The organism is Nocardiopsis listeri, assembly GCF_020741345.1.
In the GTDB taxonomy this organism is placed as follows: Bacteria; Actinomycetota; Actinomycetes; order Streptosporangiales; family Streptosporangiaceae; genus Nocardiopsis; species Nocardiopsis listeri_A.
Window position 1 is genome coordinate 1 of record NZ_DYZD01000316.1, and the last position, 22,848, is coordinate 22,848.

The 22,848-nt window shown below is 69.4% G+C and carries 21 protein-coding genes, 1 tRNA gene and 1 pseudogene; 11 read left to right on the forward strand and 12 right to left on the reverse strand.

The window, feature by feature from the left end; translation table 11 throughout:
* Positions 1-241 (forward strand): annotated as a pseudogene (locus K8V84_RS16985) (glycosyltransferase); the annotation flags it as partial.
* Between the two features lie 91 nt (positions 242-332).
* Here K8V84_RS16985 and K8V84_RS16990 read toward each other — a convergent pair.
* Genes K8V84_RS16990 through K8V84_RS17000 form a run of 3 tightly spaced genes read right to left on the reverse strand, consistent with a single transcriptional unit; the run spans position 333 to position 2,026 of the window.
* Entirely contained in the window at positions 333-773 is a 441-nt protein-coding gene (locus K8V84_RS16990; protein ID WP_304076062.1) for a hypothetical protein, read from the reverse strand.
* 12 nt (positions 774-785) lie between these two features.
* Positions 786-1,562, reverse strand: a complete 777-nt coding sequence (locus tag K8V84_RS16995) for a PhzF family phenazine biosynthesis protein (RefSeq protein ID WP_304076063.1) — start codon at positions 1,560-1,562, stop codon at positions 786-788.
* 23 nt (positions 1,563-1,585) lie between these two features.
* Positions 1,586-2,026, reverse strand: a complete 441-nt coding sequence (locus tag K8V84_RS17000; RefSeq protein ID WP_304076065.1) for an Lrp/AsnC family transcriptional regulator — start codon at positions 2,024-2,026, stop codon at positions 1,586-1,588.
* A gap of 133 nt (positions 2,027-2,159) precedes the next feature.
* Here K8V84_RS17000 and K8V84_RS17005 point away from each other — a divergent pair, with 133 nt between their 5' ends.
* Genes K8V84_RS17005 through K8V84_RS17015 form a run of 3 tightly spaced genes read left to right on the forward strand, consistent with a single transcriptional unit; the run spans position 2,160 to position 5,604 of the window.
* Positions 2,160-3,257 carry a thiamine pyrophosphate-dependent enzyme gene (locus tag K8V84_RS17005; protein WP_304076067.1) on the forward strand — a complete coding sequence of 366 codons (1,098 nt, stop codon included), beginning with the start codon at positions 2,160-2,162 and terminating at the stop codon, positions 3,255-3,257.
* Positions 3,257-4,270 carry an alpha-ketoacid dehydrogenase subunit beta gene (locus K8V84_RS17010; RefSeq protein ID WP_304076068.1) on the forward strand — a complete coding sequence of 338 codons (1,014 nt, stop codon included), beginning with the start codon at positions 3,257-3,259 and terminating at the stop codon, positions 4,268-4,270. Before K8V84_RS17005 ends, K8V84_RS17010 begins: the two co-directional genes overlap by 1 nt.
* Positions 4,267-5,604 carry a dihydrolipoamide acetyltransferase family protein gene (locus K8V84_RS17015; RefSeq protein ID WP_304076070.1) on the forward strand — a complete coding sequence of 446 codons (1,338 nt, stop codon included), beginning with the start codon at positions 4,267-4,269 and terminating at the stop codon, positions 5,602-5,604. Before K8V84_RS17010 ends, K8V84_RS17015 begins: the two co-directional genes overlap by 4 nt.
* A 175-nt stretch (positions 5,605-5,779) precedes the next feature.
* On the opposite strand, the gene K8V84_RS17020 is transcribed toward K8V84_RS17015, so the two are convergent.
* From K8V84_RS17020 to K8V84_RS17030, 3 genes are all read right to left on the reverse strand, one after another.
* Entirely contained in the window at positions 5,780-6,667 is an 888-nt protein-coding gene (locus K8V84_RS17020; RefSeq protein WP_304076072.1) for a hypothetical protein, read from the reverse strand.
* Between the two features lie 712 nt (positions 6,668-7,379).
* Positions 7,380-8,618: a kynureninase gene (gene kynU, locus K8V84_RS17025; protein WP_304076074.1), complete on the reverse strand. Its 1,239-nt coding sequence runs from the start codon at positions 8,616-8,618 to the stop codon at positions 7,380-7,382.
* 61 nt (positions 8,619-8,679) lie between these two features.
* Positions 8,680-9,591 carry a tryptophan 2,3-dioxygenase gene (locus tag K8V84_RS17030; protein ID WP_304076076.1) on the reverse strand — a complete coding sequence of 304 codons (912 nt, stop codon included), beginning with the start codon at positions 9,589-9,591 and terminating at the stop codon, positions 8,680-8,682.
* Between the two features lie 203 nt (positions 9,592-9,794).
* Here K8V84_RS17030 and K8V84_RS17035 point away from each other — a divergent pair, with 203 nt between their 5' ends.
* Positions 9,795-10,262 (forward strand): Lrp/AsnC family transcriptional regulator, encoded by a 468-nt coding sequence (locus K8V84_RS17035; protein ID WP_304076078.1) that lies wholly within the window; start codon positions 9,795-9,797, stop codon positions 10,260-10,262.
* Entirely contained in the window at positions 10,259-10,561 is a 303-nt protein-coding gene (locus K8V84_RS17040; RefSeq protein WP_304076079.1) for a DUF4031 domain-containing protein, read from the forward strand. The genes K8V84_RS17035 and K8V84_RS17040 overlap by 4 nt, the downstream gene beginning before the upstream one ends.
* On the opposite strand, the gene K8V84_RS17045 is transcribed toward K8V84_RS17040, so the two are convergent.
* The 3 genes from K8V84_RS17045 to K8V84_RS17055 are packed head-to-tail and all read right to left on the reverse strand — an operon-like array spanning position 10,540 to position 13,504.
* Positions 10,540-11,184, reverse strand: a complete 645-nt coding sequence (locus tag K8V84_RS17045; RefSeq protein ID WP_304076081.1) for a metal-dependent phosphohydrolase — start codon at positions 11,182-11,184, stop codon at positions 10,540-10,542. The two genes, K8V84_RS17040 and K8V84_RS17045, sit on opposite strands and share 22 nt — an antisense overlap.
* Positions 11,181-11,846: a response regulator transcription factor gene (locus K8V84_RS17050; protein ID WP_304076083.1), complete on the reverse strand. Its 666-nt coding sequence runs from the start codon at positions 11,844-11,846 to the stop codon at positions 11,181-11,183. The genes K8V84_RS17045 and K8V84_RS17050 overlap by 4 nt, the downstream gene beginning before the upstream one ends.
* A gap of 56 nt (positions 11,847-11,902) precedes the next feature.
* Positions 11,903-13,504 carry a sensor histidine kinase gene (locus K8V84_RS17055; RefSeq protein WP_304076085.1) on the reverse strand — a complete coding sequence of 534 codons (1,602 nt, stop codon included), beginning with the start codon at positions 13,502-13,504 and terminating at the stop codon, positions 11,903-11,905.
* Positions 13,505-13,600: 96 nt separating this feature from the next.
* Here K8V84_RS17055 and K8V84_RS17060 point away from each other — a divergent pair, with 96 nt between their 5' ends.
* Positions 13,601-14,854 (forward strand): MFS transporter, encoded by a 1,254-nt coding sequence (locus tag K8V84_RS17060; protein ID WP_304076087.1) that lies wholly within the window; start codon positions 13,601-13,603, stop codon positions 14,852-14,854.
* Positions 14,855-14,889: 35 nt separating this feature from the next.
* Here K8V84_RS17060 and K8V84_RS17065 read toward each other — a convergent pair whose 3' ends face one another.
* Positions 14,890-15,660 (reverse strand): DeoR/GlpR family DNA-binding transcription regulator, encoded by a 771-nt coding sequence (locus K8V84_RS17065; protein ID WP_304076096.1) that lies wholly within the window; start codon positions 15,658-15,660, stop codon positions 14,890-14,892.
* Positions 15,661-15,888: 228 nt separating this feature from the next.
* Here K8V84_RS17065 and K8V84_RS17070 point away from each other — a divergent pair, with 228 nt between their 5' ends.
* Both K8V84_RS17070 and K8V84_RS17075 read left to right on the forward strand, forming a co-directional pair.
* Entirely contained in the window at positions 15,889-16,665 is a 777-nt protein-coding gene (locus K8V84_RS17070) for a glycerophosphodiester phosphodiesterase (protein WP_304076089.1), read from the forward strand.
* A 224-nt stretch (positions 16,666-16,889) separates the two neighbouring features.
* Positions 16,890-17,510 (forward strand): TetR/AcrR family transcriptional regulator, encoded by a 621-nt coding sequence (locus K8V84_RS17075; protein WP_304076091.1) that lies wholly within the window; start codon positions 16,890-16,892, stop codon positions 17,508-17,510.
* A gap of 40 nt (positions 17,511-17,550) precedes the next feature.
* Here K8V84_RS17075 and K8V84_RS17080 read toward each other — a convergent pair whose 3' ends face one another.
* Both K8V84_RS17080 and K8V84_RS17085 read right to left on the reverse strand, forming a co-directional pair.
* Complete coding sequence (locus K8V84_RS17080) at positions 17,551-19,452, reverse strand: GDSL-type esterase/lipase family protein (protein WP_304076093.1); 1,902 nt, start codon at positions 19,450-19,452, stop codon at positions 17,551-17,553.
* 374 nt (positions 19,453-19,826) lie between these two features.
* Positions 19,827-19,900 (reverse strand) — tRNA-Ile (locus K8V84_RS17085).
* A gap of 261 nt (positions 19,901-20,161) precedes the next feature.
* On the opposite strand from K8V84_RS17085, the gene K8V84_RS17090 reads away from it, so the two are divergent.
* Both K8V84_RS17090 and K8V84_RS17095 read left to right on the forward strand, forming a co-directional pair.
* The gene (locus K8V84_RS17090) at positions 20,162-21,154 is read left to right on the forward strand and encodes a malate dehydrogenase (RefSeq protein WP_304076094.1); all 993 of its coding nucleotides are present in this window, start codon (positions 20,162-20,164) and stop codon (positions 21,152-21,154) included.
* Between the two features lie 156 nt (positions 21,155-21,310).
* Positions 21,311-22,848, forward strand: a 1,538-nt coding sequence (locus K8V84_RS17095; RefSeq protein ID WP_304076097.1) for an RNA helicase, incomplete at its 3' end; no start/stop codon positions are given.

Below are 22,848 nucleotides of genomic sequence, written 5' to 3' on the forward strand. Positions count from 1 at the left end.
TTTCGTCGGCATCGGCCTGCAGTTCGAACAGCGCTGGAACATCGACGAGTGCGTGCGCTTCGGCAACGCCGTGGGCCTCACCCCCCGCCAGGCCCGTGGTGAGCCCCTCCGCCGCGCCTTCGAAGCGGTCCTGCACGACCCCGCCCTGCGCACCCGCGCCCGGGACCTGCGCGAGCATCTCGCCCACACCGACGGCGCCCGGACCGCGGCCGACCACATCGACGCCCTGATCCGGCCATGATCCGACTCGAACCCGCCCTGGAGCTCCAGGGCGACACCGTCATGCCTGTCCGGTGGCCTCCTCCCCCACCCGCACGCCGAAAGGACGGCCATCAACCATCGGGGCGGCCGCCGGCGATGGCCTCTCGGAACGCGCGGTCGTGCTCGTCGACGGGCGCGTCCTCCAGCGACGCGACGAACACCGCCACGGCCCGGCCTCCGTCCGTCCTCAGTTCCCGTGCCACCTCCACCCAGTGGTGGTGGTTGGGGTGCTCCATCTCCGTGCAGCCCACGGCCGGGGCCAGGCCGACGATGGCCGTGTCCAGCTGCTCCGGGGTGAGCTCGTAGGTGGCGGTGCCGGAAGTGTGTCCGCAGGCCAGGCCCAGGGCGATGGCGGGGAGGAGTCGCTCGCCGACGTTGAGCAGGGTGAAGGTGGTCTCGCCCCCTCGGTGCACGCCGACGCCGTACGCGGCGGGCCGCTCCCAGCCGGGGTGGCCTTCCTCCAGACGGTTGAGGCCGGCGACGATCTCTGCCTTGGTGTTCCACTGCTCCACGGGGGATCCCTTTCAGACCTTGAGGTCGCCGGTGGCGACGGAGACGGCGTGCCCGCCGATGTGGACCCGGTCGCCCCGCCACCGCAGCAACAGGTCGCCGCCGCGCGCGGAGGCCTGGTGGGCGGTGAGCTCGGTGCGCCCCAGGCGTTCGCCCCAGAAGGGCGTGAGCACGGTGTGGGCGCTGCCGGTCACCGGATCCTCCGGTACACCGGAACCGGGGGCGAAGAACCGCGAGACCATGTCGTATCCGTCACCGCGCGCGGTGACGATGACGCCGCGCGCCGGGATGTCGCGCAGGCCGTACAGGTTCGGGTCCAGGCTGCGAACGGTGGCTTCGTCGGCGACCTCGACGAGCAGGTCGTCGGTTCCGCCACGACCCACCCACAGGGGTTCCACGCCCAGGTGTTCGGCCAGCCCTTCGGGGGCCTCGATCCTTTCGGCCGGTCGCGAGGGGAAGTCCAGCCACAGCCGCCCGTCCTCGGCGGTCACGGTGAGGAGGCCGCTGCGGCTGCTGAAACGGTAGGGCCCCTCGACACCGAGTTCGGCGAGCACGTGCGCCGTGGCCAGGGTCGCGTGCCCGCACAGGTCGATCTCGGTCTCGGGGGTGAACCAGCGCAGTTCACGCGTTCCGTCCGCCAGGGGTCGGGTGAAGGCGGTCTCGGAGAGGTTGAACTCGGCCGCCACCCGCTGGGCCCAGGCCGCGTCGTAGGGGCCGTCCAGGACGAGTACGGCCGCGGGGTTGCCGTTGAAGGGTCGGTCGGTGAAGGCGTCGACGACTCGGTATTCCATACCTTCAGGGTAGGACGCCGCGGTCACTGTAGGTATGGCTCGTCCAGGATGAACATGGTCTGGGTGCTCTTGACCTCGGGCAGGCGCTGGAGGCGTTCGAGGACGAACGTGCGCAGCGCCGCGGCGTCGGTGACGCGCACCAGGAGGAGCAGGTCGACGTCGCCGGATACAAGGGCGGCGTGGTCGACCTCGGGGATGTCGCGCAGGTATTCGCGGAATCTCTCCCAGGAGTGCTGTTCGATGCGCACCGAGACGTAGGCGGACAGGGCGGTGCCGTACTTCTCGGGGTCGATGACGGCGGTGAACCCCCTGATCACACCGTCGTTGCGGAGGCGTTCGAGCCGGGAGTAGGCGTTGGCCCGGGAGATGTGCGCGCGCTCGGCGACGGCGCGGATCGACATACGACCGTCATCGCGAAGGAGGGCGATGATCCGACGGTCGGTGTCATCCAGCTGCACGGCCATGTGTCTTACCTCATACCGTCCAGGTGATGGACATATTAGATGTTCTGTACCGGGGGGCACCGTGCCGAGCAATTCGTCCAGCATCGGCGTGGAGGGATCGACAATATGGGGTGATTCGGCTCATATTCAAGACATGAAGCACACCGATGAGCGAACTCGTCCGGTTCCTCCCCTGCCCTCCCAGGAACCGGTGCGCCTCGTGGACCGGCACGGCGGCCGTCGCGAACACTCCTCGTTCACCGCTCCCGACCCCGCCGTGCTCGCCGAACTCCACCGGGCGATGGTCATCGGACGCCGCTTCAACCAGCAGGCCGGCACCCTCGCCCGACAGGGACGACTCGCGGTCTACCCCTCCTCCACGGGTCAGGAGGCCGCGCAGGTGGGCGGGGTGCTGGCCCTGGGCGAACGGGACTGGCTCTTTCCCAGCTATCGCGACAGCGTCGCCATGATCACGCACGGCGTGGACCCGGTGGAGACGCTCACCCTCTTCCGCGGGGACCGGCACTGCGGCTACGACCCGCACCGTTACCACTGCGCCCCGCAGTGCACCCCGTTGGCCACCAACGCCTCGCACGCCGTCGGCCTCACCTACGCCGCCCGCCACAAGGGCCACGACGTGGCCGCCCTGGTCATGATGGGCGACGGGGCCACCAGCGAGGGCGACGCCCACGAGGCCTACAACTTCGCGGCCGTGTGGAACACCCCGGTGGTGTTCCTGGTCCAGAACAACCACTGGGCGATCAGCGTGCCGCTGCACCGGCAGAGCGTGGCCCCCACCCCGGCGCACAAGGCGGTGGGGTACGGCATGCGCGGCCACCACGTGGACGGCAACGACGCCGCCGCCGTGCACGCCGTGGTCGCCCACGCCCTGGCCGAGGCCCGCGCGGGCGGCGGCCCGGCCATCGTCGAGGCGCTCACCTACCGGGTCGACCCGCACACCAACGCCGACGCCCCTCAGCGGTACCGCGACGACGGCGAGGTGGAGTACTGGGTCGACCGCGACCCGCTGATCCGCATGGAGACGCTGCTGCGCAACGAGCAGATCGTCGACGACGGGCTCCTGGAGGTCTACGAGCGCGACGCCGAACGGGTCGCCACCGTGATCCGCGACCGGATGGCGGGCGAGGACCGACTCGACCCCGCGTCCCTGTTCACCGACGTCTACGCGGAGGTCCCGCCGGTGCTGGAGCGGCAACGGTACGAACTCGCCGAGGAGTTGCGGGAGGTCTGATGGCGCACACGTCCCCCGGCTCCGAGGTCACCATGGGCGCGGCCCTGAACCGCGCCCTGCACGACGCCTTGGCCGCCGACCCGAACGTACTGGTCTACGGCGAGGACGTCGGACCGCTGGGCGGGGTGTTCCGGGTGACCGACGGGCTGACTGCGACCTTCGGCGAGGAACGCTGTTTCGACTCGCCCCTGGCCGAGTCCGGGATCGTGGGCACCGCGATCGGGATGGCCGTGTACGGGCTGCGTCCGGTGGTGGAGATGCAGTTCGACGCCTTCGCCTATCCCGCGTTCGAGCAGGTCACCTCGCATCTGGCCAAGATGCGCAACCGGACCCGGGGCGCGGTGACGCTGCCCGTGGTGATCCGTGTCCCCTACGGCGGTGGGATCGGCGGGGTGGAGCACCACAGCGACTCATCCGAGGCCTACTACACGCACACCCCCGGGCTGCGGGTGGTCACCCCGGGCACGCCCGCGGACGCCTATTCGATGCTGCGCGAGGCGATCGACTGCGACGACCCGGTGCTGTTCCTCGAACCGAAGCGCCGTTACCGGGCCAAGGAGGCCTTCGAACCACCGGTACGCACCGAACCCATGGAGCGTTCGGTGGTGCGGCGCTCCGGTTCCGACGCCACCCTGATCGCCTACGGCCCCATGGTGGCCACCGCGCTGGAGGCCGCAGAGACCGCCGCCGGTGAGGGACGCGACCTGGAGGTGGTGGACCTGCGCCAACTGACCCCGTTCGACGACGCCACCGTGACCGCTTCGGTGCGCCGAACCGGCCGCGCCGTCGTGGTGCACGAGGCCTCGGTCTTCGGCGGCTACGGGGCCGAGGTCGCCGCGCGCGTGACCGAACAGTGCTTCCACCACCTGGAGGCCCCGGTACTGCGCGTGGGCGGATGGGACGTTCCCTATCCCCCACCGAAGCTGGAGGAACACCACCTGCCCGGGGTCGACCGGATCCCGGCCGCCGTGGACCGCCTGGAGTGGGATTCCGAGTGGGTGGAGGGCCGGTGAGCACCTTCGAACTCCCCGACCTGGGTGAGGGGTTGACCGAGGCCGAGATCGTCTCGTGGCTGGTGGCCACGGGCGACGAGATCGTCGTGGACCAACCGGTCGTCGAGGTGGAGACCGCCAAGGCCACCGTGGAGGTCCCCTGCCCCTTCGGTGGCACCGTCACAGAACTGCACGGAGCGGTCGGCGAAATCGTCGCCGTCGGCGCTCCGCTCATCTCCGTCGCCCCCGCCCGACCCTCCGGGGCGGGTGGCGACCCTCCGACCACCGTGCCGAGCACACGGGAGGCCCCGGACTCCGCGGGCGGCAACGACGCCGCCGACCACAGCGCGGACTCGGGTGCGGTCCTGGTGGGCTACGGCACGGGAACGGGCGCGCGACCCCCGCGTCGCGCCGCCCGCGGGGCGGGCGGGCCGCTTCGGTCAATGGCGATCGACGGCCCGCCCACGACCTCCGATGGGCCGACCAGGGTGGTGTCGCCCCTGGTCCGACGGCTGGCGCGGGAGCACGGCGTGGATGTGTCCGCGTTGCGCGGCAGCGGGGAGAACGGGCTGGTGCTGCGCCGGGACGTGGAGTCGCGGATCGCCTCTCCCCCGGAACCGCCCCGCACGCACGTGCCCACGCCCCGCCCGCCCGAGGAACCCGGGGTGCACCGCACGCCGTTGCGGGGCGCGCATCGGACCATGGCCGAACGACTGTCGCGTTCACGCCGGGAGATCCCGGAGGCCACCGTGTGGGTGGACGCCGACGCCGGCGGGATGATGGAACTGCGCTCGCGACTCAACGAGGCCGCGCCGGACCGACCAGTGAGCGTTCTGGGCCTGGTCGCCCGGTTCGCGCTGCTGGGCCTGGCCCGTTTCCCCGAACTCAACGGCCACTTCGACACCGAACGCGGCGAGACCGTGCGCTTCGACGCGGTGCACCTGGGGTTCGCCGCCCGGACCCCGCGCGGACTGGTGGTCCCGGTACTCCCCGACGCGCACCGCCTCACCACCCGTGAGCTGTCGGCACGGTTGGACGAGCGAGCCGAGGCCGCGCGCGCCGGCTCCCTCGGCCCCGGGGAACTGTCCGGCGGGACCTTCACCGTGAACAACTACGGGGTGTTCGGGGTGGACGGATCGGCGGCGGTGATCAATCACCCGGAGGTGGCGATCCTCGGCGTGGGCCGAATCCTGCGTCGCCCGTGGGTGGTGGGCGACCACGTGGTGCCGCGCCCGGTGGTGGAGCTCACCTTGGCCTTCGACCACCGTGTGTGCGACGGCGGTGTCGCCGGCGGTTTCCTGCGTTCGGTGGCCGACCGCGTGGAGCGCCCCGAACTGATGCTCGGCGACGTCTGAGTCCCTGATCGCCCAGGCATGAAGAAGGGCCGCGCGATGTGCGCGGCCCTTCCTCCACCCACTCTCCGGTGAACCGGTCCGGGGAGTCCTTGAGTTCCCCCCGCCAGGAGGAACACCTGGCTACGTGGATTCCCCGGGTCGTGTCCGACCCGAGTGGGTCCGGGGGCGATCTTGGTTACTTGTCGTTACCACGCAGGCGGTCGATGAACGAGGCGATGCCGTGACGGCCGTCGCTCTCGGCCATGAGGCCCTTGCCGCTGTCGTCGGTGGCACCCGCGTGGGCACCGGCGGGACGACGGATCCAGGCGAAGGCCAGCGCGATGAGGATGGCGGGGATGATCGCCAGGACCAGCAGGCCGGTGGCCGAAGGGGCGCCCTCGGCGTTCATCAGACCGAAGCCGGACAGGTCGTTGGCCGCGGTCTCGGCGGTGACGCCGTCGTCCTGGCCTTCGTCCTCGGAGGTCGCGGGAGCGGCGTCCTGCTGCTCCTCTTCCTCGGCCTCCTGCTCGTCCTGCTTCTCGGAGGAGTCCTCGGACTCCTCCTCCTTGGCCTGCTCTTCCTCGGCCTGTTCCTCTTCGGCCTCTTCCTCGTCCTCTTCCTCCTGAGGCAGGTGCTCCTCGGGGACCGGGGCGACGGCGTCCTCGCACTTGTTGTCGGGCTGCTGGAAGGGGTGCGGGGCGCCCTCGTCACCGTCGCCGTCGCCCCACTTGGTGATGAAGTACTCGACCTCGGCGTGACCGTTGCCGCCGTTGACGACGAGGGAATCTTCGTTCCACTCCTCGCCCATCATGTCGGCGAAGGTCTTGCCGTCGATGTCCAGGAGGACGTCACAGTCGTTGGAGGGCTCACCGGGACCGCGGTCGCCGATGAAGAACTCGTGCTGCTCGCCCTCGTACTCGATGTAGCCCTCGGTACCCAGCGGCCAGCTGGGGCTGGAGAAGAGCCCCTTCTGCATGGGCTCGCCGCCTGCGGGCGCACCCGTGTCACCGTTGATGCCGGAACCGTCGTCCCAGAAATAGGTCGCGGTGACTTCGCCGTACTGGATGGGAGTGTCGTTGCTCATGGGATATCAGCCAGGTTGGTGACAGGGCCGAGGAGGCCGCCCAGGACAGGTCGGGGCACACGGGGGCACACGGAGTGGCACCCGGTGGGTGAGATCAGGTCATGGGACTTCCCGCGTCGCTGGCGGCGAGCGGCGGGTGGGAACGGGGGGCCGGATCGGCTCCGCCGTAACAGCCGGCACTTGGATTCGCGCGGCTCGTTCCCCGAGACGAAAAGAAGGCCTCGTCTTCCCTTCCGGCCTGTGGCCGGTCAAGGGCTCGGCACCGGCTCGTTAAAGATCAATAACGAACCGGTCACGAAGGACACTAACCCAGCGGTTGGCAAAGTACCGAAGGATTCCAGGTAAAAAGACAGTGAGTATTCGTGCAATTACCCGGTGACACTGCCTCGAATGGGGGCTGAAAACACGAAAACCCCTGGTGTCAGGGGTTCCAGACACCGAAGAGCGCGGCCCGAAGACTCACGAGTGGCCCTCGTCATAAACCGGGACACATGGCGCGAGACCGCTTGAAACCCGCCCCAAGGCCTTCATACCGGCTGGTAGGTCACGACACGCCACACCCTCCGGACTTGGCTTCGGAGGGACCCTTCGTGGTAAAGGCCACGCAAGGCTGTGACGGGCCAGGGTCAGGTCACACCGGCCGAGGTCCATCCGACGTAAAAAATTCCCCGGTGGGTCACCCCACCGGGGAATCGAATCCGGGTCGACCGGGTCAGGTGACCTGTGACCTCTGGTTGAAGCGATCGGCGCGCCACTCCCCCGACTCCACGACCTCCACCAGGTGGGCGGCCGCGTCGAAGACGTCCACGTAACGCAGGTACAGCGGGGTGAATCCGAACCGCATGACGTCGGGGGCCCGGAAGTCACCGATCACACCGCGTTCGATCAGCGCCTGCACGATCGGGTACCCGGCACCCTCCTGTGGCTCGAGCAGGGCCACCTGGCTACCCCGACGATCGTGTTCGGCCGGGGTGATCGAGGACAGGCCCACCGAGGCCGCGCGGGCAAGGAACAGGTCGGTCATGGCCAGGCTCTTGGTCCGCACCCGGGCCATGTCGGCCTTGGCCCACACGTCCAGCCCCGCCTCCAGCGCGGCGTCCGCCACCAGGGGCTGTGATCCGCTGAGGAACCGGGAGACGCCCGGGGAGGGCTCGTATTCGGGTGTGAAGTCGAAGGGTCGGGCGTGACCGTGCCAGCCGCTCAGCGGTTGCTCGGCCGTGGCGTGGTGGCGACGGGCCGCGTACAGGAACGCGGGAGCGCCGGGACCGCCGTTGAGGTACTTGTACGTGCACCCCACTGCGAAGTCCACGTCATGGCCGGACAGGTCGATGGGGACGGCTCCGGCGCTGTGGCACAGGTCCCAGACCACCAGGGCGCCGTGTTCGTGGGCCAGCCGGGTGATGCCGGCCATGTCGCGCAGGACACCGCTGCGGTAGTCCACGTGGCTCAGCAGCACGACACCCACGTCGCCCCGGGCGAGTTCGGCGGCCAGAGCGGGGCCGTCCGGGTCGATCCGGCGCTGCCGGGCACCGGTCAGGGAGACGGCCCCCTCGGTGACGTACAGGTCCGTGGGGAAGTTGCCCGACTCCCCCAACACGACCGAGCGGCCGGACAGACGCAACGCCGCGACCAGGCACTTGAACAGGTTGGCGGAGGTGCCGTCGCCGACGATCACCTCGTCGGGGTCGGCGCCCACCAGCGGCGCGACCTTGGCGCCCAGAGTGCGCGGCTTGTCCCACCAGCCTGCGTCGTTCCAGCTACGGATGAGGTCTCGCCCCCACTCGCGCTCGATCATGTCGGCCACCCGGCCGGGGGTGGAACGCGGCAGCGCGCCCAGTGAGTTGCCGTCGAGGTAGATCACCCCTTCGGGGAGGACGAACTCCTCGCGGAGGTGGGCGAGGGGGTCTGCCGCGTCCAGAGCGGCGTACTCCTCACGAGTGGTGGGTGTCATCGGGTCCCGCTTCCTACATAGAGCCGGTGGGCCGGGGTGGTTCGAAGGGTCCGGGTCGACGTCAGATCGTGCTGCGCAGCGACCACAGTTCGGGAAAGACGTCCTTCTCGGCGTTGCGGGCCAACCAGTTCAGGCCGTTGGACCCGCCGCTGCCGGGCTTACCCCCCATGGTGCGCTTCACCGCCATCAGGTGCAGGTGACGCCACCGGGTGACCCGCTCGGCGACGTCCAGCAGGCCCTCGGCGAGCAGGAACAGGTCGTTGCCGGGACGGTCGTCCTCGTAGACCCGCAGCCATGCGTGCTCGACCTCGGTGGAGGGTTCGTACTCACCGGTCCAGTCCCGCTCGGTGACCGTTTCGGGGATCGGCAGACCGCGTCGACCCAGCAGGCGCAGCGCGGCGTCGTACAGGCTGGGGCGTTCCAGGATCTCGACGAGCTCGGCGGCCACGCCGCTCATGGCCTTGTGCGGGCGGATCATGGCGGCGGACTTGTTACCGAGGATGAACTCCAGCTTGCGGTAGCCGTAGGACTGGAAACCCGAGGCCTCGCCGAAGGCGTCCCGGAACCGGTTGAACTGCGTGGGGGTCATGTCGGAGAGCAACCCCCAGGTGGAGTTGAGCACGTCCTGGGCGTTGCACGCGCCGCGCAGCGCCGCCAGGGCCGTGGGTACGTCGTCGGCCTCCAGCGCGTCGCGGGCCGCCTCCCACCGCCGCTGCACCTGCGGGAAGAGCAGCTCCATCACCTGGGTGGTGACGATGAACGCGGACTCGGCCGGTTCGTCGGTGCGCGGTCGCTCCAGGTCGAGCAGGGTGTCGATGCCCACGTAGTCGACGTAGGGGGTGTTGCGGTCGAAGGCCAGGGTCGGCTCGCCCCGGTTGCTCTCGGCCTTGCGGGCCCGGGCCGTCGCAGCGTCCTCCGCGCCGCCCTCGACGGGTGCGTAGGGGCACTGCTGGACGGACGTGTTGGAGAGCATGGTCTCTACCCCTCGGGTACGGCGTGGCTTCGGTGTTCGCACGCCCTACGGCGCCATCGGGATCCGCCGTGCACGGCACCGTGAACGTGAGCTCACATGATCGGACATATCACCCGAGGAAGGAATGGCCGATGGCGACGCGGATCCCCTGTCGGGTTTACATTCGTTACCGGAAACCGATCTCGACCTTGGGAACGAAAAGCATGACCCCACACACCCCCACTCCGTTGGACGGCGTTGACCAGCGGATCCTCCACGAGCTCCAACAGGACGGGCGTCTGTCGTTCAACGAGTTGTCCCGACGGGTCAACCTCTCGGCGCCCGCCGTCGCCGACCGTGTCCGCCGACTCACCGACCGCGGGGTCATCACCGGCTACCACGCGCACGTCGACCCGGCCGCCGCCGGACTCCCGGTGACGGCGTTGGTTCGGATGGAGTGCTTCGGCGCCCACTGCCTGCTGCGGGAACGATCCTCACTGGAGTTGCCCGAGATCCTCCAGGTACACCGGGTCACCGGGGACGCCTGCTGCTTCCTGCTCATCGCGGTGCGCTCCATGGAGCACTTCGAGGAGGTCATCGACCAGCTCGCGGAGCACGGTCGGCCCTCCAGCACCATGGTCATGTCCAGCCCGGTGCCCTGGCGCGCGGTGACCGCACCGGAGGCGCAGTGAGCATCCTGGTCGACAGTCCGGTCTGGCCCGGTCCGCGGGGGTGGCGCTTCGCGCACCTGGTCAGCGACGAGTCCCTCGACGAACTCCACGCGTTCGCCCGCGAGCTCGGGGTTCCCGAGCGCGCCTTCGAACGGGACCACTACGACATCCCCGAGCACGTGCACTCCCGGGCGCTGGCGCTCGGCGCCGAACACGTCAGCGGGCGCGAACTGGTCACCCGGTTGCGCGCCTCGGGGCTGCGCAGGCCCAAGCGCCGGCGGGTGCCCGACGGGCGAGGTCAGCCCTCGTCGGAGGCCTGACGCAGCCGTTCCACCTCAGCGCTCACGTTGGCCCGGGCCCGGGCCTCCCACCATCGCCGGCCGGGTTCGGTGCGGAACAGGCGCGGTGCGTCCAGCAGCGACTTCAGCACCCTGATCCGTCCGACACGGAAAAGGTGGTCGGGAACGTGCCGGTACTCCTCTCGGACCGCGGCGGCGTAGGTCAGGTACCCCTCCGGTTCGGATCCCAGGACGGAGAGGTCCGCGTCACAGAGCACCGCCCCCTCGTGGTCTCCGGCTTCGGCGTGGTGGTCCGTGGTCAGGCGCACCAGTCGTGCCACCTCCCCGATCAGGGTCGGGGCGACCCCCATGCGGCCCAACATTCGCTCGGCCAGGAGGGCGCTCTGCTCCTCGTCCTCACCCGGACGCCCTTCGTAGACGGCGTCGTGGAACCAGACCGCGTAGCGCACGGCGTCGGCGTCGGCTCCCCCATCCCACACCAGCAGGAGGTCGGCGGCCCGGAGGGTGTCCCGTAGGTGGGCGAGCGTGTGATGGCTGCGGTGCGGTTCACTCCAGCGACGCAGCAGCTCCTCGCCCACCGCCCGGGCCTCGGGCCCCTCTCCCGCGAGCCGCCGCCACTCCGCGGCCGGATCCGTGCCCGTCATCGGTCGGCGTCCCGCTCCACCAGACCCGCCTCGTAGGCGAGGATGGCGGCCTGGACCCGGTTCTTCATCCCCAACCGGTTGAGGATGGCGCTCACGTAGCTCTTGACGGTGCCCTCCACCAGGAAGAGCCTCCGGGCGATGTCGGCGTTGGACAACCCGGTGCCGACCAGGGCGAGAACCTCGCGTTCGCGATCGGTGAGTTCGGCCAGGCGTTCGGTGGCGGCGGTCTCCCGGGCCGCCCTCCCGGAGCCGAACCGGCTGATCACCTGCCGTGCCACCTGCGGGGAGAGGTAGGCGCCACCATCGGCGACGGCGTGCACCCCCGTGATGAGCTCGCGCGGATCGCCGGCCTTGAGCAGGAACCCGCCGGCCCCGTCACCGAGCGCCTGGGAGATGTACTCGTCCTCGCCGAAGGTGGTCAGGATGACGACCCTGGTGTCCGGTGCGACCCTGCGGAGTTCGGCGGTGGCCGCCAGGCCGTCCATCCGGGGCATGCGGATGTCGAGCAGGGCGACGTCGGGACGGTGGGCGAGGACGAGCTCCACGGCCTCGCGTCCGTCCGCCGCCTCGGCCACCACCTCGATGTCCGGGTCGCTCTCCACGATGGCCCGCACACCCGCGCGGATCATCGCCTCGTCGTCGGCGAGCAGCACCCTGATCACGAACGTTCCTCCTCGGGGGGTCGATGGTCCGCGGGAAGCATCCCACAACGGCGGGATCACGGTCCCCGCAGCTCCTCCTTGGTGACCAGCACCCCGTCCTCGTAACAGAGTTGGTAGAGGTCCGCGCCGGTCTCGGACGCTCCCGAGCCGACCCGGTACTGGTCACAGTCGGGATCCAGGTCCGCCATCTCTTCGAGCTGTGCCGGTTCCGGGTCGAACGGGTAGATGGGGAGCAGGGTTTCGAGCTCGTCCCGGGTGCGTCCCACCTCGATCTCGGAGTAGTACTCCGGGGAGAGCACGGACTCCGTGAGGAGCTCGAGGAAGACCAGGTACATCAAGACGATCACGACCATGCACAACAGGGCGGGAGCGGCGAACAGCGCCACGGACCAGTTCCGGACCCCGCGGCGGGCGTTGTTCTGCAGGCGATCGATCTCCGCCGCTCCGTCGGTGCGGATCTCCTCGTCCGGCACCGCCTCGCCGTCCAGGGGCAGGATCGCGCACACCTCCCAGCCGCTCTCGGCGGGGCCGGCCGCGAAGGTTCCACCGGTCAGCCGAACCCGTTCCCGCAGGCCGGCGAGCCCACGGTGACCGCTGACCGCCCCCTCGCCGGAGGCACCCCCCGTGGCGGTGTTGGTGACGCGGACCTCCAGCCTTCGGGTGTCGGCGGTGAGCCGCACAGTGGCCTGCGACTCCGGGGCGTACTTGGCGACGTTGGTGAGGGACTCCTGCACCACCCGGTGGGCGGCGCGGTCCACCATCGGAGGCAGATCCTCCATCTCCCCCTCCCGGACGAGCATCACCCGAAGGCCGGAGTCGCGGACACGTTCGACCAACGCGACGACGCTCTCACCGGCGGGGCCGGTGGGAGCCGTCCGCTCCCCCTCGTCGTCGTTCAGGACCCCGATGATCTCGCGCAGGTTCCGGGTGGCCGAGACCGCGGTCTCCCGAAGCTCGACCACCTTCTCCCGATGCCGCTCGTCCAGGTCACGGGCGACCTCAAGGGCGCCCGCCCGGAGCGCGATGAGGGTGAGTTCGTGGCCGAGGGAGTCGTGCATGTCGCGGGCGATACGGGACCGTTCACGCATCCGGGCCTGGTCCGCGGTCAGCCGTTGCTCCCTGCGTGATCGGCGGGCCTGTTCCCACCCGCCCTCGATCAGTTCCATCTGTTGGCGTCGGTAGACACCGACCAACCACGGTACGGCCACGGACAGCGCGGTCACCAGGGCCGAGAGGGCCCAGATCACCGGCTCCTCCCTCATCTCGCTGAACCACACGTCGCCGGAGACCGCGACGGTGAACACGATGAGGATCACCAGCGGCCTCGCCTTCGCGGAGCGCCGTCCGGCCAGGTAGGACGCGCACATCAGCACGATGATGAAGGCCGCGAGCAGGTAACCGAAGATCACGGCCGCGCAGGGGGCGAGCAGCGGATGGAACCGGCTGAGCAGCACCACCGCCACCGGTCCGACCAGGGCGGCCAGGACGTGCCACGGACCGAGGGTGCCCAACACCGACAACGCGTGCAGTTCGGCGACCATGAGCAGGTGGAAACCGAGGGTCAGGAAGACGTCGCGTACGATCGCGCCCCGGTCCGGCCATCCGGGTCCGGGGGTGAGGAATCGGCGTAGTCGGCCGAGGGGATGGGGGTGGTTCATGGGAGGGAACCTACACATCCGCGGACCCGAATCAGGACTTCGGTGGACCTATCATGGGATGGTTCGCGGCCGAGGGCGAGTACAGAACGAGGGCGGATGTCACCATTTGAGACCCTGCGGCGTATGCACCGGATCGCCGGTTGGCCGTTGCTCCTCGCCACCTTCCTGGCCCGTCTCCCCATCTCGATGACCTTGATCGGGCTCCTCACGCTCGTCACGGTCACCACCGGCAGCGTCGCCGCCGCCGGGCTGGTCTCGGGCGCGTTCGCCCTCGGAGAGGCTCTGGGCGGCCCCGTCATCGCCCGTTTCGCCGACCGTCACGGGCAACGTCTCCCGGTCCTGGTCACGGCCTTGGTGGACACCGCCCTGATCGCCGCGCTCGTCATCGCGGTGATCGCCGACGCGCCCCTGGCGGTGCTGGTCGCGCTCGCCGCACTCGGTGGCCTGTGCCTGCCCCAGATCGGCCCCATGGCGCGCACCCGTTGGGTGGTACTGATCCGCAGGGGGCCCGAGCGCGGTCTGGAGCGCGAACGCTCGGTCTCGGCCGCCATGTCCGTGGAGGGCGTGCTGGACGAGGCGTCCTTCGTCCTGGGCCCGGCGCTCGTGGGCGTCCTCACCGTGACCATGTCCCCCACCGCGAGCGTCATCGGCGCCGCCGTGCTCCTGTGCGTGTTCGGCACCGTGTTCGCCCTGCACCCCACCGCCCCGCCCGGCAGTGCTCCGGCGCCCGGCGGTGGCGGGCGCATCGTCCGCCCGGCCCTGATGGTGCTGACCGTCCCCATGTTCTGCCAGGGCCTGTTCTTCGGCGGAATGTCCACGGGCGTGACCGCCTTCGCCGACAACGCGGGCCACGGCGACCTCTCGGGGCTCATGTACGCGGTGATGGGGACCAGCAGCGCCGTGGCGGGTCTGCTGATGGCCTCGCTGCCGGTGGGGTTCACCCTGACCGCGCGCACGCGGGTGGCCGCCGCGGGGTTGGCCCTGTTCACCCTGCCGCTGTACCTGGAGCACGGCCCCGCGACGCTCGCCGTGACGCTCTTCGTGCTCGGTTTCGCGATCGGCCCGCACATCGTGAGCCTGTTCGGTCTGATCGAGCGGTCCGCTCCGCCCGAGCGGCTCTCACAGTCCATGGCCATCGTGCTGAGCTGCCTGATCCTCGGACAGGCGCTGGGATCCATGGTCGCCGGCGCCCTCGCCGACGCCCACGGCCACTACGGCGCGTTCGCGCTGGGCACGGCGGGCGGTGTCATCTCGCTCGCGATGACCACCCTGGTGATGCGGGGGCACTGGTACGCGCGCCGGGACGAGTCGGCCCCGGCCGCGTCCGTCGAACCCTCATCGAGGGCCTAGCCGGTACGCGCACCGGGACCGTCGGGACCGGGACGTTATTCGCTGGGGACGATCTGGAGGCGGACCTCGCTCTCGGTGAGCTCGTCCACCGCCGAACGGGGCAGCCGGTCGTCGGTGACGATCAGGTCGAACTCCTCCAGACGGGCCACCCGGAAGGTGCCGAACTTACCGTACTTGGTGCTGTCCACCACCAGGACGCTCTTGGAGGCGATGCGCAGCAGCTCCTGCTTGGCGATCACCTTGGCCTCGGACGGGGTGGTGGAGCCGCGGTCGACGTCCCAGGAGCTGCTCGCGATGAACGCCAGGTCCACGTTGACCTTGCGCAGGAAGTCCGCGGTGAACTGACCGACCGAGGAGTGGTCCGAGTGCGAGACCACGCCACCGGTGTGGATCAGCTCGATGCCCGGGTACTCCATGAGGTGGCCGACGACGTTGAAGTCGCTGGTGATCACGGTCAGCCCCACCTTGTCGGTGAGCAGCGGCACCATCTGCAGCGTGGTCGTGCCCGCGTCCAGGTAGATGGTGAAGTTCTCGCGCACCAGGTCGGCTGCGGCGCGCGCTATGGCGCGCTTGGCGGGGACCTCCAGCTGGGCCTTGGCCAGGTAGGAGGGTTCGCTCTTGAGACGGGCGGCCAAGCGCACCCCGCCGGTGACCGACAGGACCTTGCCGTCGTTCTCCAGGGCCTGGATGTCCCGGCGCACCGTCATGTGGGACACGGACAGCATCGACGTGAGCTCGTTGATACTCAGCACATGGCGCTCCTGGAGGAGTTTGAGGATGTGCTCTCGCCGTTGGTCCGGAATCATCGTTCGCCTCACACTCGGGGCCTGCCTGAGGATGCCGTGCCGTCACGACACCCGATAACAAAGTTTCCCAGTTCGCCGCGGCCGGAACGGACCGACGCGACGTGACAACGCTCGCACTGGGTCCGTGTGGGACCACTCGTGCGGCCGAAAGCCCGACAGGGACGGCCTTGGTAGGCGTTTTTCCTGTTTGCGCCACGTGCGGCGCCGGTTTTTGCGACCCTTGGACACATGACGTTGTCCATCGCACTACGCGGAGACACCGCACGCTACCCGGGTAACACGCTGCCGGCCCTACGCTCAGCCTTGCGCGGCGGGGTCGACCTGGTCAAGATCGACGTCCACCTGACCGCGGACGGGTATCCCGTCCTGGTGGACGAACGCGTCGTGACCGTCCCGGGTTCCCAGACTCGCCAGGTGGGTGAACTGACCCTGGCCGAGCTCGCCGCCGCTCGCGAGGACGTGGAGCGGCGTGTCCCGACACTGATGGAGGTCCTGGCCGAGTTCTGTGGCCGGGAGGCCTCCCCGCTGATGATCGACGCGCTCACACCCGAGACGGCTCTGGCCGCCGACAAAGTGCTGCGCGAACACGGTTTCGTCGACCAGGCCCTGTTCACCGGACCGGTGGAGGTGCTGCGGGCGCTGCGCGAGCGCAGCCCGGGGGCACGGCTGATGCTGGCCTGGGATCGACCGGGGGCCCCACCACAGGACCTGGTGCGTTCACTGCGTCCCACTTTCCTGGGCACGCACTACACCCTTTTGGACCGGGAAACGATCGGTGAGATACACCGCTCCGGTCACCGGGTGGTCGCCTGGACCGTGAACGAATTCCCGGAGATGGCACGGCTCATCGGAATGGGAGTGGACGCCCTGGCCACCGAACGCGTCGACGACCTGGTGTCGTTGACCACCGGCCGAGCCCATGCGCCTCCGATACCGGTGGAATCCGATTCCGGAGCACTTCCCCCCGTTGCCCCCGGGGTGGCCGGCCCGAATCGGGTTTCCTGAAGATCCGCACGTGTCAGGGGTGGAGGGAGGGGTCCGCCCACCCCTGACAAGAACACCGAAAGGTACATCGACCGCTTCAACCGGAACATCGACAACATACGTATCGTGATCTCGACATTCCTCGTCTATTTTCTCCGTTCCACATAATTCGTCACCCCTTCGGCGATATCCTTGGCGCCCTTCCCCTTAAAGGCGTACGACGACCGACTGAGACAACCAGAGCAATGACGGCCGATCTCTCCCCTCACGCACTGCGCACCACGGCCCCCGTCCTGGAATGCGCCGCCCGCCTGTTCGACGAACACGGCTCTCGCGGCATGCCCATGTCCGTCCTGACCCAACGGATCGCCATCGAGACCGACACCGACGCCGCCGTCCTACGGCGTGCCTTTCCGACACGTCTGGACCTGATCCACTCCGTTGTGCTGCACGCCACCCGCGAGCACGTCCGGGAACGTCTGACCGCCGACGATCCGGGGGCACCCGCCACCGAACGCATGGCCGGCCTCGTCCGCGGACACATCATCGGTGGTTGGAGGCACCGCACCGCCCTCGCGCTCGGCCGGGAGCTCCTGCCCACCCTGCGCGCCATCGACCCCGCGCGGCACCGAGAGATCGCCGGGCTGTACCGCACCCTGCGCGAACACGTGCGGGAGATCGTCATCGCCGGGGTCACCGAAGGCCGCTTCGTCGTGACCGACACCGGTGGGGCCGCCGACAAGGTCCTGGAGACCTTCGACTCGCTCGTGCACTGGTACGACCCCGGGGACGGACTGAGTCTGCGGGATCTGAGCGAGGTCTACGTCGACCTGGTCATCCACCACCAGCTCGGCTGCCCGCGCTGAACCGCACGGGGTCCGGTCCGGGTCGTGTCCCGAACCCGGATCACACCCCGAGCAACTCGTACAGGTCCACCGACTCGGCGATCGCGCGCAGGCCCGCGTCGTTCGGGTGCAGGTGATCGCCGGAGTCGTACTCCGGTCGCATCCGCGTCGGGAACTCCGGGTCGCGCAGGACCGCTTCGAAGTCCCACACCCCGGCGAACGACGACTCCGGGTCGTGCGCCTGTTCGCGCAGGTAGGAGTTGACTCGTCGCCGTTGTTCCTCCACCGTGGCCGTGCAACGCGGCGATCCGGCGCACGGAGCCAACGTCGACACGAACACCCGCACGTTGTGGTCGTCGCCCATCCGCGCCAGCCGGTTCAGACCCGCGATCACCTCCTTCGAGGAGGCACCCCAGCGCAGGTCGTTGATGCCCGCGAACACCACCACGGTGCCCACGCCGCTCTGCGAGAACACGTCCCGTTGGGCCCGGTGCAGCATGCTCACCCCGTTGGCGTAGACCGAGACTCCCTCACCCGGGTAGCCGTCGGCCGTGACCTGGTTGCCGGCCACCCCCAGGTTCAGCACGCCCGGGTTGGGCAGGTCACGGCTCGCGTGCAGGCGCCGGCTGAGCATGTCCGGCCAGCGCCGGTGGGCGTCCCTGGTCGAACGGATGCCGTCGGTGATGGAGTCCCCGAAGGTCACCACCGTTCCCGGGCCGTCCGTCACCTCGATCCCGGTGAGGAAGGGCCACTGGTCCACCACGCCCGTGTACGGCTCACCCGTTCGGTCCAGGGTCTGGTCTCCGCTGCCGGGAGGGCTGGTGTAGTTGGTGTCCACCGCCGCGTAGTGGATCGGCGCCGCCCGCACCTGTTCGGGCAGGTGGATGCTGACCAGGGCCTCCGTCTGCGGTGGCAGTAGTACTTCCACGGGATCGCTGAACAGACGTCCACCGGCCGGGATGACGGCGCCGGGTGCTCCGTCGAAGGTCAGCGGAACGGCCGCGCCGTACGTGGCCGCCCCTTCCCCCTGCAGGGCGATGGACGCCGCCCCGATGGTGACCGGTCTCGCGGCGAAGGTGTTGTCCAACCGCACGCGCGCCTTGTGTCCGCCGGTGGTGGAGCGCACCGCCAGACGCAGGGTCTGGTCCTCCCAGGGGCCGACCTCGGCGTATCCGGAGGTGGCGCGCGCCCAGGTTCCGGTCCACTCCTGTCCCGCCGGACGCCCGCCCACGGAGAAGACGTGCATGCTCGCGCGGGGGTCGGCGACCTCGGGCACGACCACGTGGTCGACCTCGCGGCCGGGGTCCAGGGGGATCGAGCGCGCGTACAGGCGCACCGAACCGATGGCGTCCTGCCCGAAACCGGTCGAGAAGTTGGCGTAGGGGAGGGTCAGTGCGGCGTCTCCGGCGGGACCGGCCGCCCACTCCGGGACGACCAGGTCGAACTTGTGCTCCTCACCGTCGGTGTAGACCACACTGCCCACACCGCGAACATCGGCACCGGTGCCGTCGGTGCGGGTTCCGGTGGCCAGGAAGGTCACCGAGTCCATCCGGGCGGGGGCGTCCTCCAGGGCGAGGCGTTGCCCCTCGGCGACCATGTGGTCGGGGCGCCCCTCCCCATAGGCGGGCAGACGCAGCGTGGTGTCCAACAGGGTGATCTCTCCGCCGGGGAGCCAGCCGGCGGTTTCGAGCGTGCGCGCGGACAGGCTGTTGCCCGCGCCGTCGAGGTCGCCCGCGTCGGCGTGACCGTCCTCGGAGACGCCGGTGCGGTCAAGCAGGGAGGCCAACGGAAGGGCGTCCGAGCGTTCGGACTCTGGCACGGAGCGGTAGGTCACCTCGAAGGCGTCCTCGGGACCGATCCCGGTCAACAGGATCGAACCCGCCAGGACCACCGCGACCCAACGCAGGGCGTGGACGGGTCGGGGCCACCGCCGCCCCGTTCGTGTCGATCGACCTCCGTCCACCCCACGCCTTCCCCCGGTTGCACCATGTCCTTCGACCCGTCCGACGTACCCGCTCCGGCGATGGTTGCCGAGACCTGGGACACGTCGATCCCCTCGAACCGGCGGCCAGTTTAGGGGAGATCGGAGGTGCGGGTCCGCTCCTCGCGGGCCCCCGCGGACGCGACCACGTGCCCCGATTCCGAACGAGCTTTCGGCTTTGCACCAGAAGTTCTCCCATATGCATAAACGGGAGAACCATTCGGACAAAAGTCACGAAAAGCGAGATAGTTGCCCAAGCCCACCCGGGGCGACCGTTTTGGGGGAGTCGGGAGCGCCGACGGCCGAACCACACCGTCGGCGCCGCACGGTAAGGAAATACACCCAGGTGAGAGGGGTAGGCCGGGCAGGACTCGAACCCGCGACCCAGGGATTATGAGTCCCCTGCTCTAACCAACTGAGCTACCGGCCCTCCGCCGTTGGCAAACGTCATCCTAACAGGATGCGTCCGCCGATTCCTCGCCCGAATCCGTTACTCAGCAGGGATTGCCCGACCACCCGGCATACGTCTGGCGCGCCTGACCCGACCTTGGTCACGGACGTGGAAGGCGAGCGGTCTAGGGTGGGTTGGTGCGGTGCTCGCCAGGCCGTACCCCCTGGGCCCGGCGCCGGAGCCGCCTCGAACCCGTTGGTAACATCGCGGGTCGCACATCGTCGTCAGGAGAGTTCACGCATGTCCAAAGCACCCGTCAACGTCACCGTCACCGGCGCGGCCGGCCAGATCGGCTACGCCCTTCTGTTCCGGATCGCTTCCGGTCAGCTGCTCGGCGCCGACACCCCGGTGAAGCTGCGCCTCCTTGAGATCCCCCAGGCGGTCAAGGCCGCCGAGGGCACGGCGATGGAGCTCGACGACTGCGCCTTCCCCCTGCTCGAGGGCATCGACATCTTCGACGACGCCAAGAAGGCCTTCGAGGGCACCAGCGTCGGTCTGCTGGTAGGCGCCCGCCCCCGCGGCAAGGGCATGGAGCGCGGTGACCTCCTGGAGGCCAACGGCGGCATCTTCAAGCCCCAGGGCGAGGCCATCAACGCCGGTGCCGCCGACGACGTCCGCGTCCTGGTGGTCGGCAACCCCGCCAACACCAACGCCCTCATCGCGCAGAACCACGCCCCGGACGTTCCGGCCGAGCGCTTCACCGCGATGACCCGCCTCGACCACAACCGCGCGCTCACCCAGCTCGCCAAGAAGCTCGGTGTGTCGATCAACGACATCAAGAAGCTCACCATCTGGGGCAACCACTCCGCCACCCAGTACCCGGACCTGTTCCACGCCGAGGTCAACGGCTCCAACGCCGCCCAGGCCGTGAACGACCAGGCCTGGCTGGAGAACGACTTCATCCCGACCGTCGCCAAGCGCGGCGCCGCGATCATCGAGGCCCGTGGCGCGTCCTCCGCCGCCTCCGCCGCCAACGCCGCCATCGACCACGTCCACGACTGGGTCAACGGCACCCCCGAGGGCGACTGGACCTCCGCGGCCATCCCGTCCGACGGCTCCTACGGCGTGCCCGAGGGCATCATCTCCTCCTTCCCGGTCGTGTCCAGGAACGGCGCGTGGGAGATCGTGCAGGGCCTGGAGATCGACGAGTTCTCCCGCGGCCGCATCGACGCCTCCGTTCAGGAGCTCGTCGAGGAGCGCGACACCGTCCGCAAGCTCGGTCTGGTCAAGTAACACCTCCGCGAGCACGAACGGCGGGCACCTCCCACGAGGTGCCCGCCGTCGCCTTCGGACCTTGGTGTTCGGGCCTCCGCTGAGGGGTCCTACCCCACGTTCCGTCGCGAGGGGGGTTCGGGAGCGGGCAGTATAGAGACCGTGAGTCTCATCGATGTGCTTCCGGCCGAACCTGAACCCGATTCCCTCTTCGAGGCTTTCGCTTCGTGGGCCGAGGAGCGGGGCCTCACCCTCTATCCGCACCAGGAGGAGGCCTTGATCGAGGTCGTCTCCGGGTCCAACGTCATCCTCAGTACCCCCACCGGTTCCGGCAAGAGCATGGTCGCCACCGGCGCCCTCTTCGCCGCCCTGGCCCGGGACGAGTGCGCGTTCTACACCGCGCCCATCAAGGCGCTCGTGTCGGAGAAGTTCTTCGACCTGTGCAAGATCTTCGGCACCGAGAACGTCGGCATGATGACCGGTGACGCCTCCGTCAACGCGGACGCCCCCATCGTGTGCTGTACGGCCGAGGTCCTCGCCCAGATCGCCCTGGCCGAGGGCAAGGACGCCGACATCAACACCGTCATCATGGACGAGTTCCACTTCTACGCCGAGCCCGACCGCGGGTGGGCGTGGCAGGTACCGCTGCTGGAGATGCCGCAGACCCAGTTCGTGCTGATGTCGGCCACCCTCGGCGACGTCAGCCGCTTCGAAGAGGACCTGGAGAAGCGCACGGGCAGGTCGACCTCCGTGGTCTCCTCCGCCGAGCGCCCCGTCCCCCTCTACTACGACTACCGGGTCACCCCACTGCACGAGACCCTCGAAGAGCTCCTCGGCAACGGCGACGCCCCCGTGTACATCGTGCACTTCACCCAGGCGCAGGCCGTGGAACGCGCACAGTCGTTGACCAGCATCAACATGTGCACCAAGGAGGAGAAGGCGAAGATCGCCGAGGAGATCGGCAACTTCCGCTTCACCACCAGGTTCGGCCGGAACCTGTCGCGGTACGTGCGGCACGGCATCGGTGTCCACCACGCCGGGATGCTGCCCAAGTACCGGCGCCTGGTGGAACGGTTGGCCCAGGCCGGACTGCTCAAGGTCATCTGCGGCACCGACACCCTGGGGGTGGGCGTGAACGTGCCCATCCGCACCGTGCTGTTCACCGCGCTGAGCAAGTACGACGGGGTGCGGGTGCGCAGGCTTCGGGCCCGCGAGTTCCACCAGATCGCCGGACGCGCCGGCCGGGCCGGGTTCGACACCGTCGGCAACGTCGTCTCCCAGGCGCCCGAACACGTCATCGAGAACGAGAAGGCCCTGGCCAAGGCGGGCGACGACACCAAGAAGCGCCGCAAGGTCGTACGCAAGAAGGCCCCGGAGGGCTTCGTCGCCTGGGACGAGGCGACCTTCCACAAGCTCATCGAGGCCGAGCCCGAACCCCTCAACTCCCGGTTCCGGGTGAGCAACGCGATGCTGCTGAGCATCATCGCCCGCCCAGGCAACTGTTTCGCCGCGATGAAGCACCTGCTCACCGAGAACCACGACGATCGCAAGACCCAGCGCAGGCACATCGGCGAGGCCATCGCGATCTACCGTTCGCTGTTGGACGGCGGCATCGTGGAGACCCTGCCCGAGCCCGACGAGCAGGGGCGCACCGCCCGACTCACCGTCGACCTACAGGCCGACTTCGCGCTGAACCAGCCCCTGTCGACGTTCGC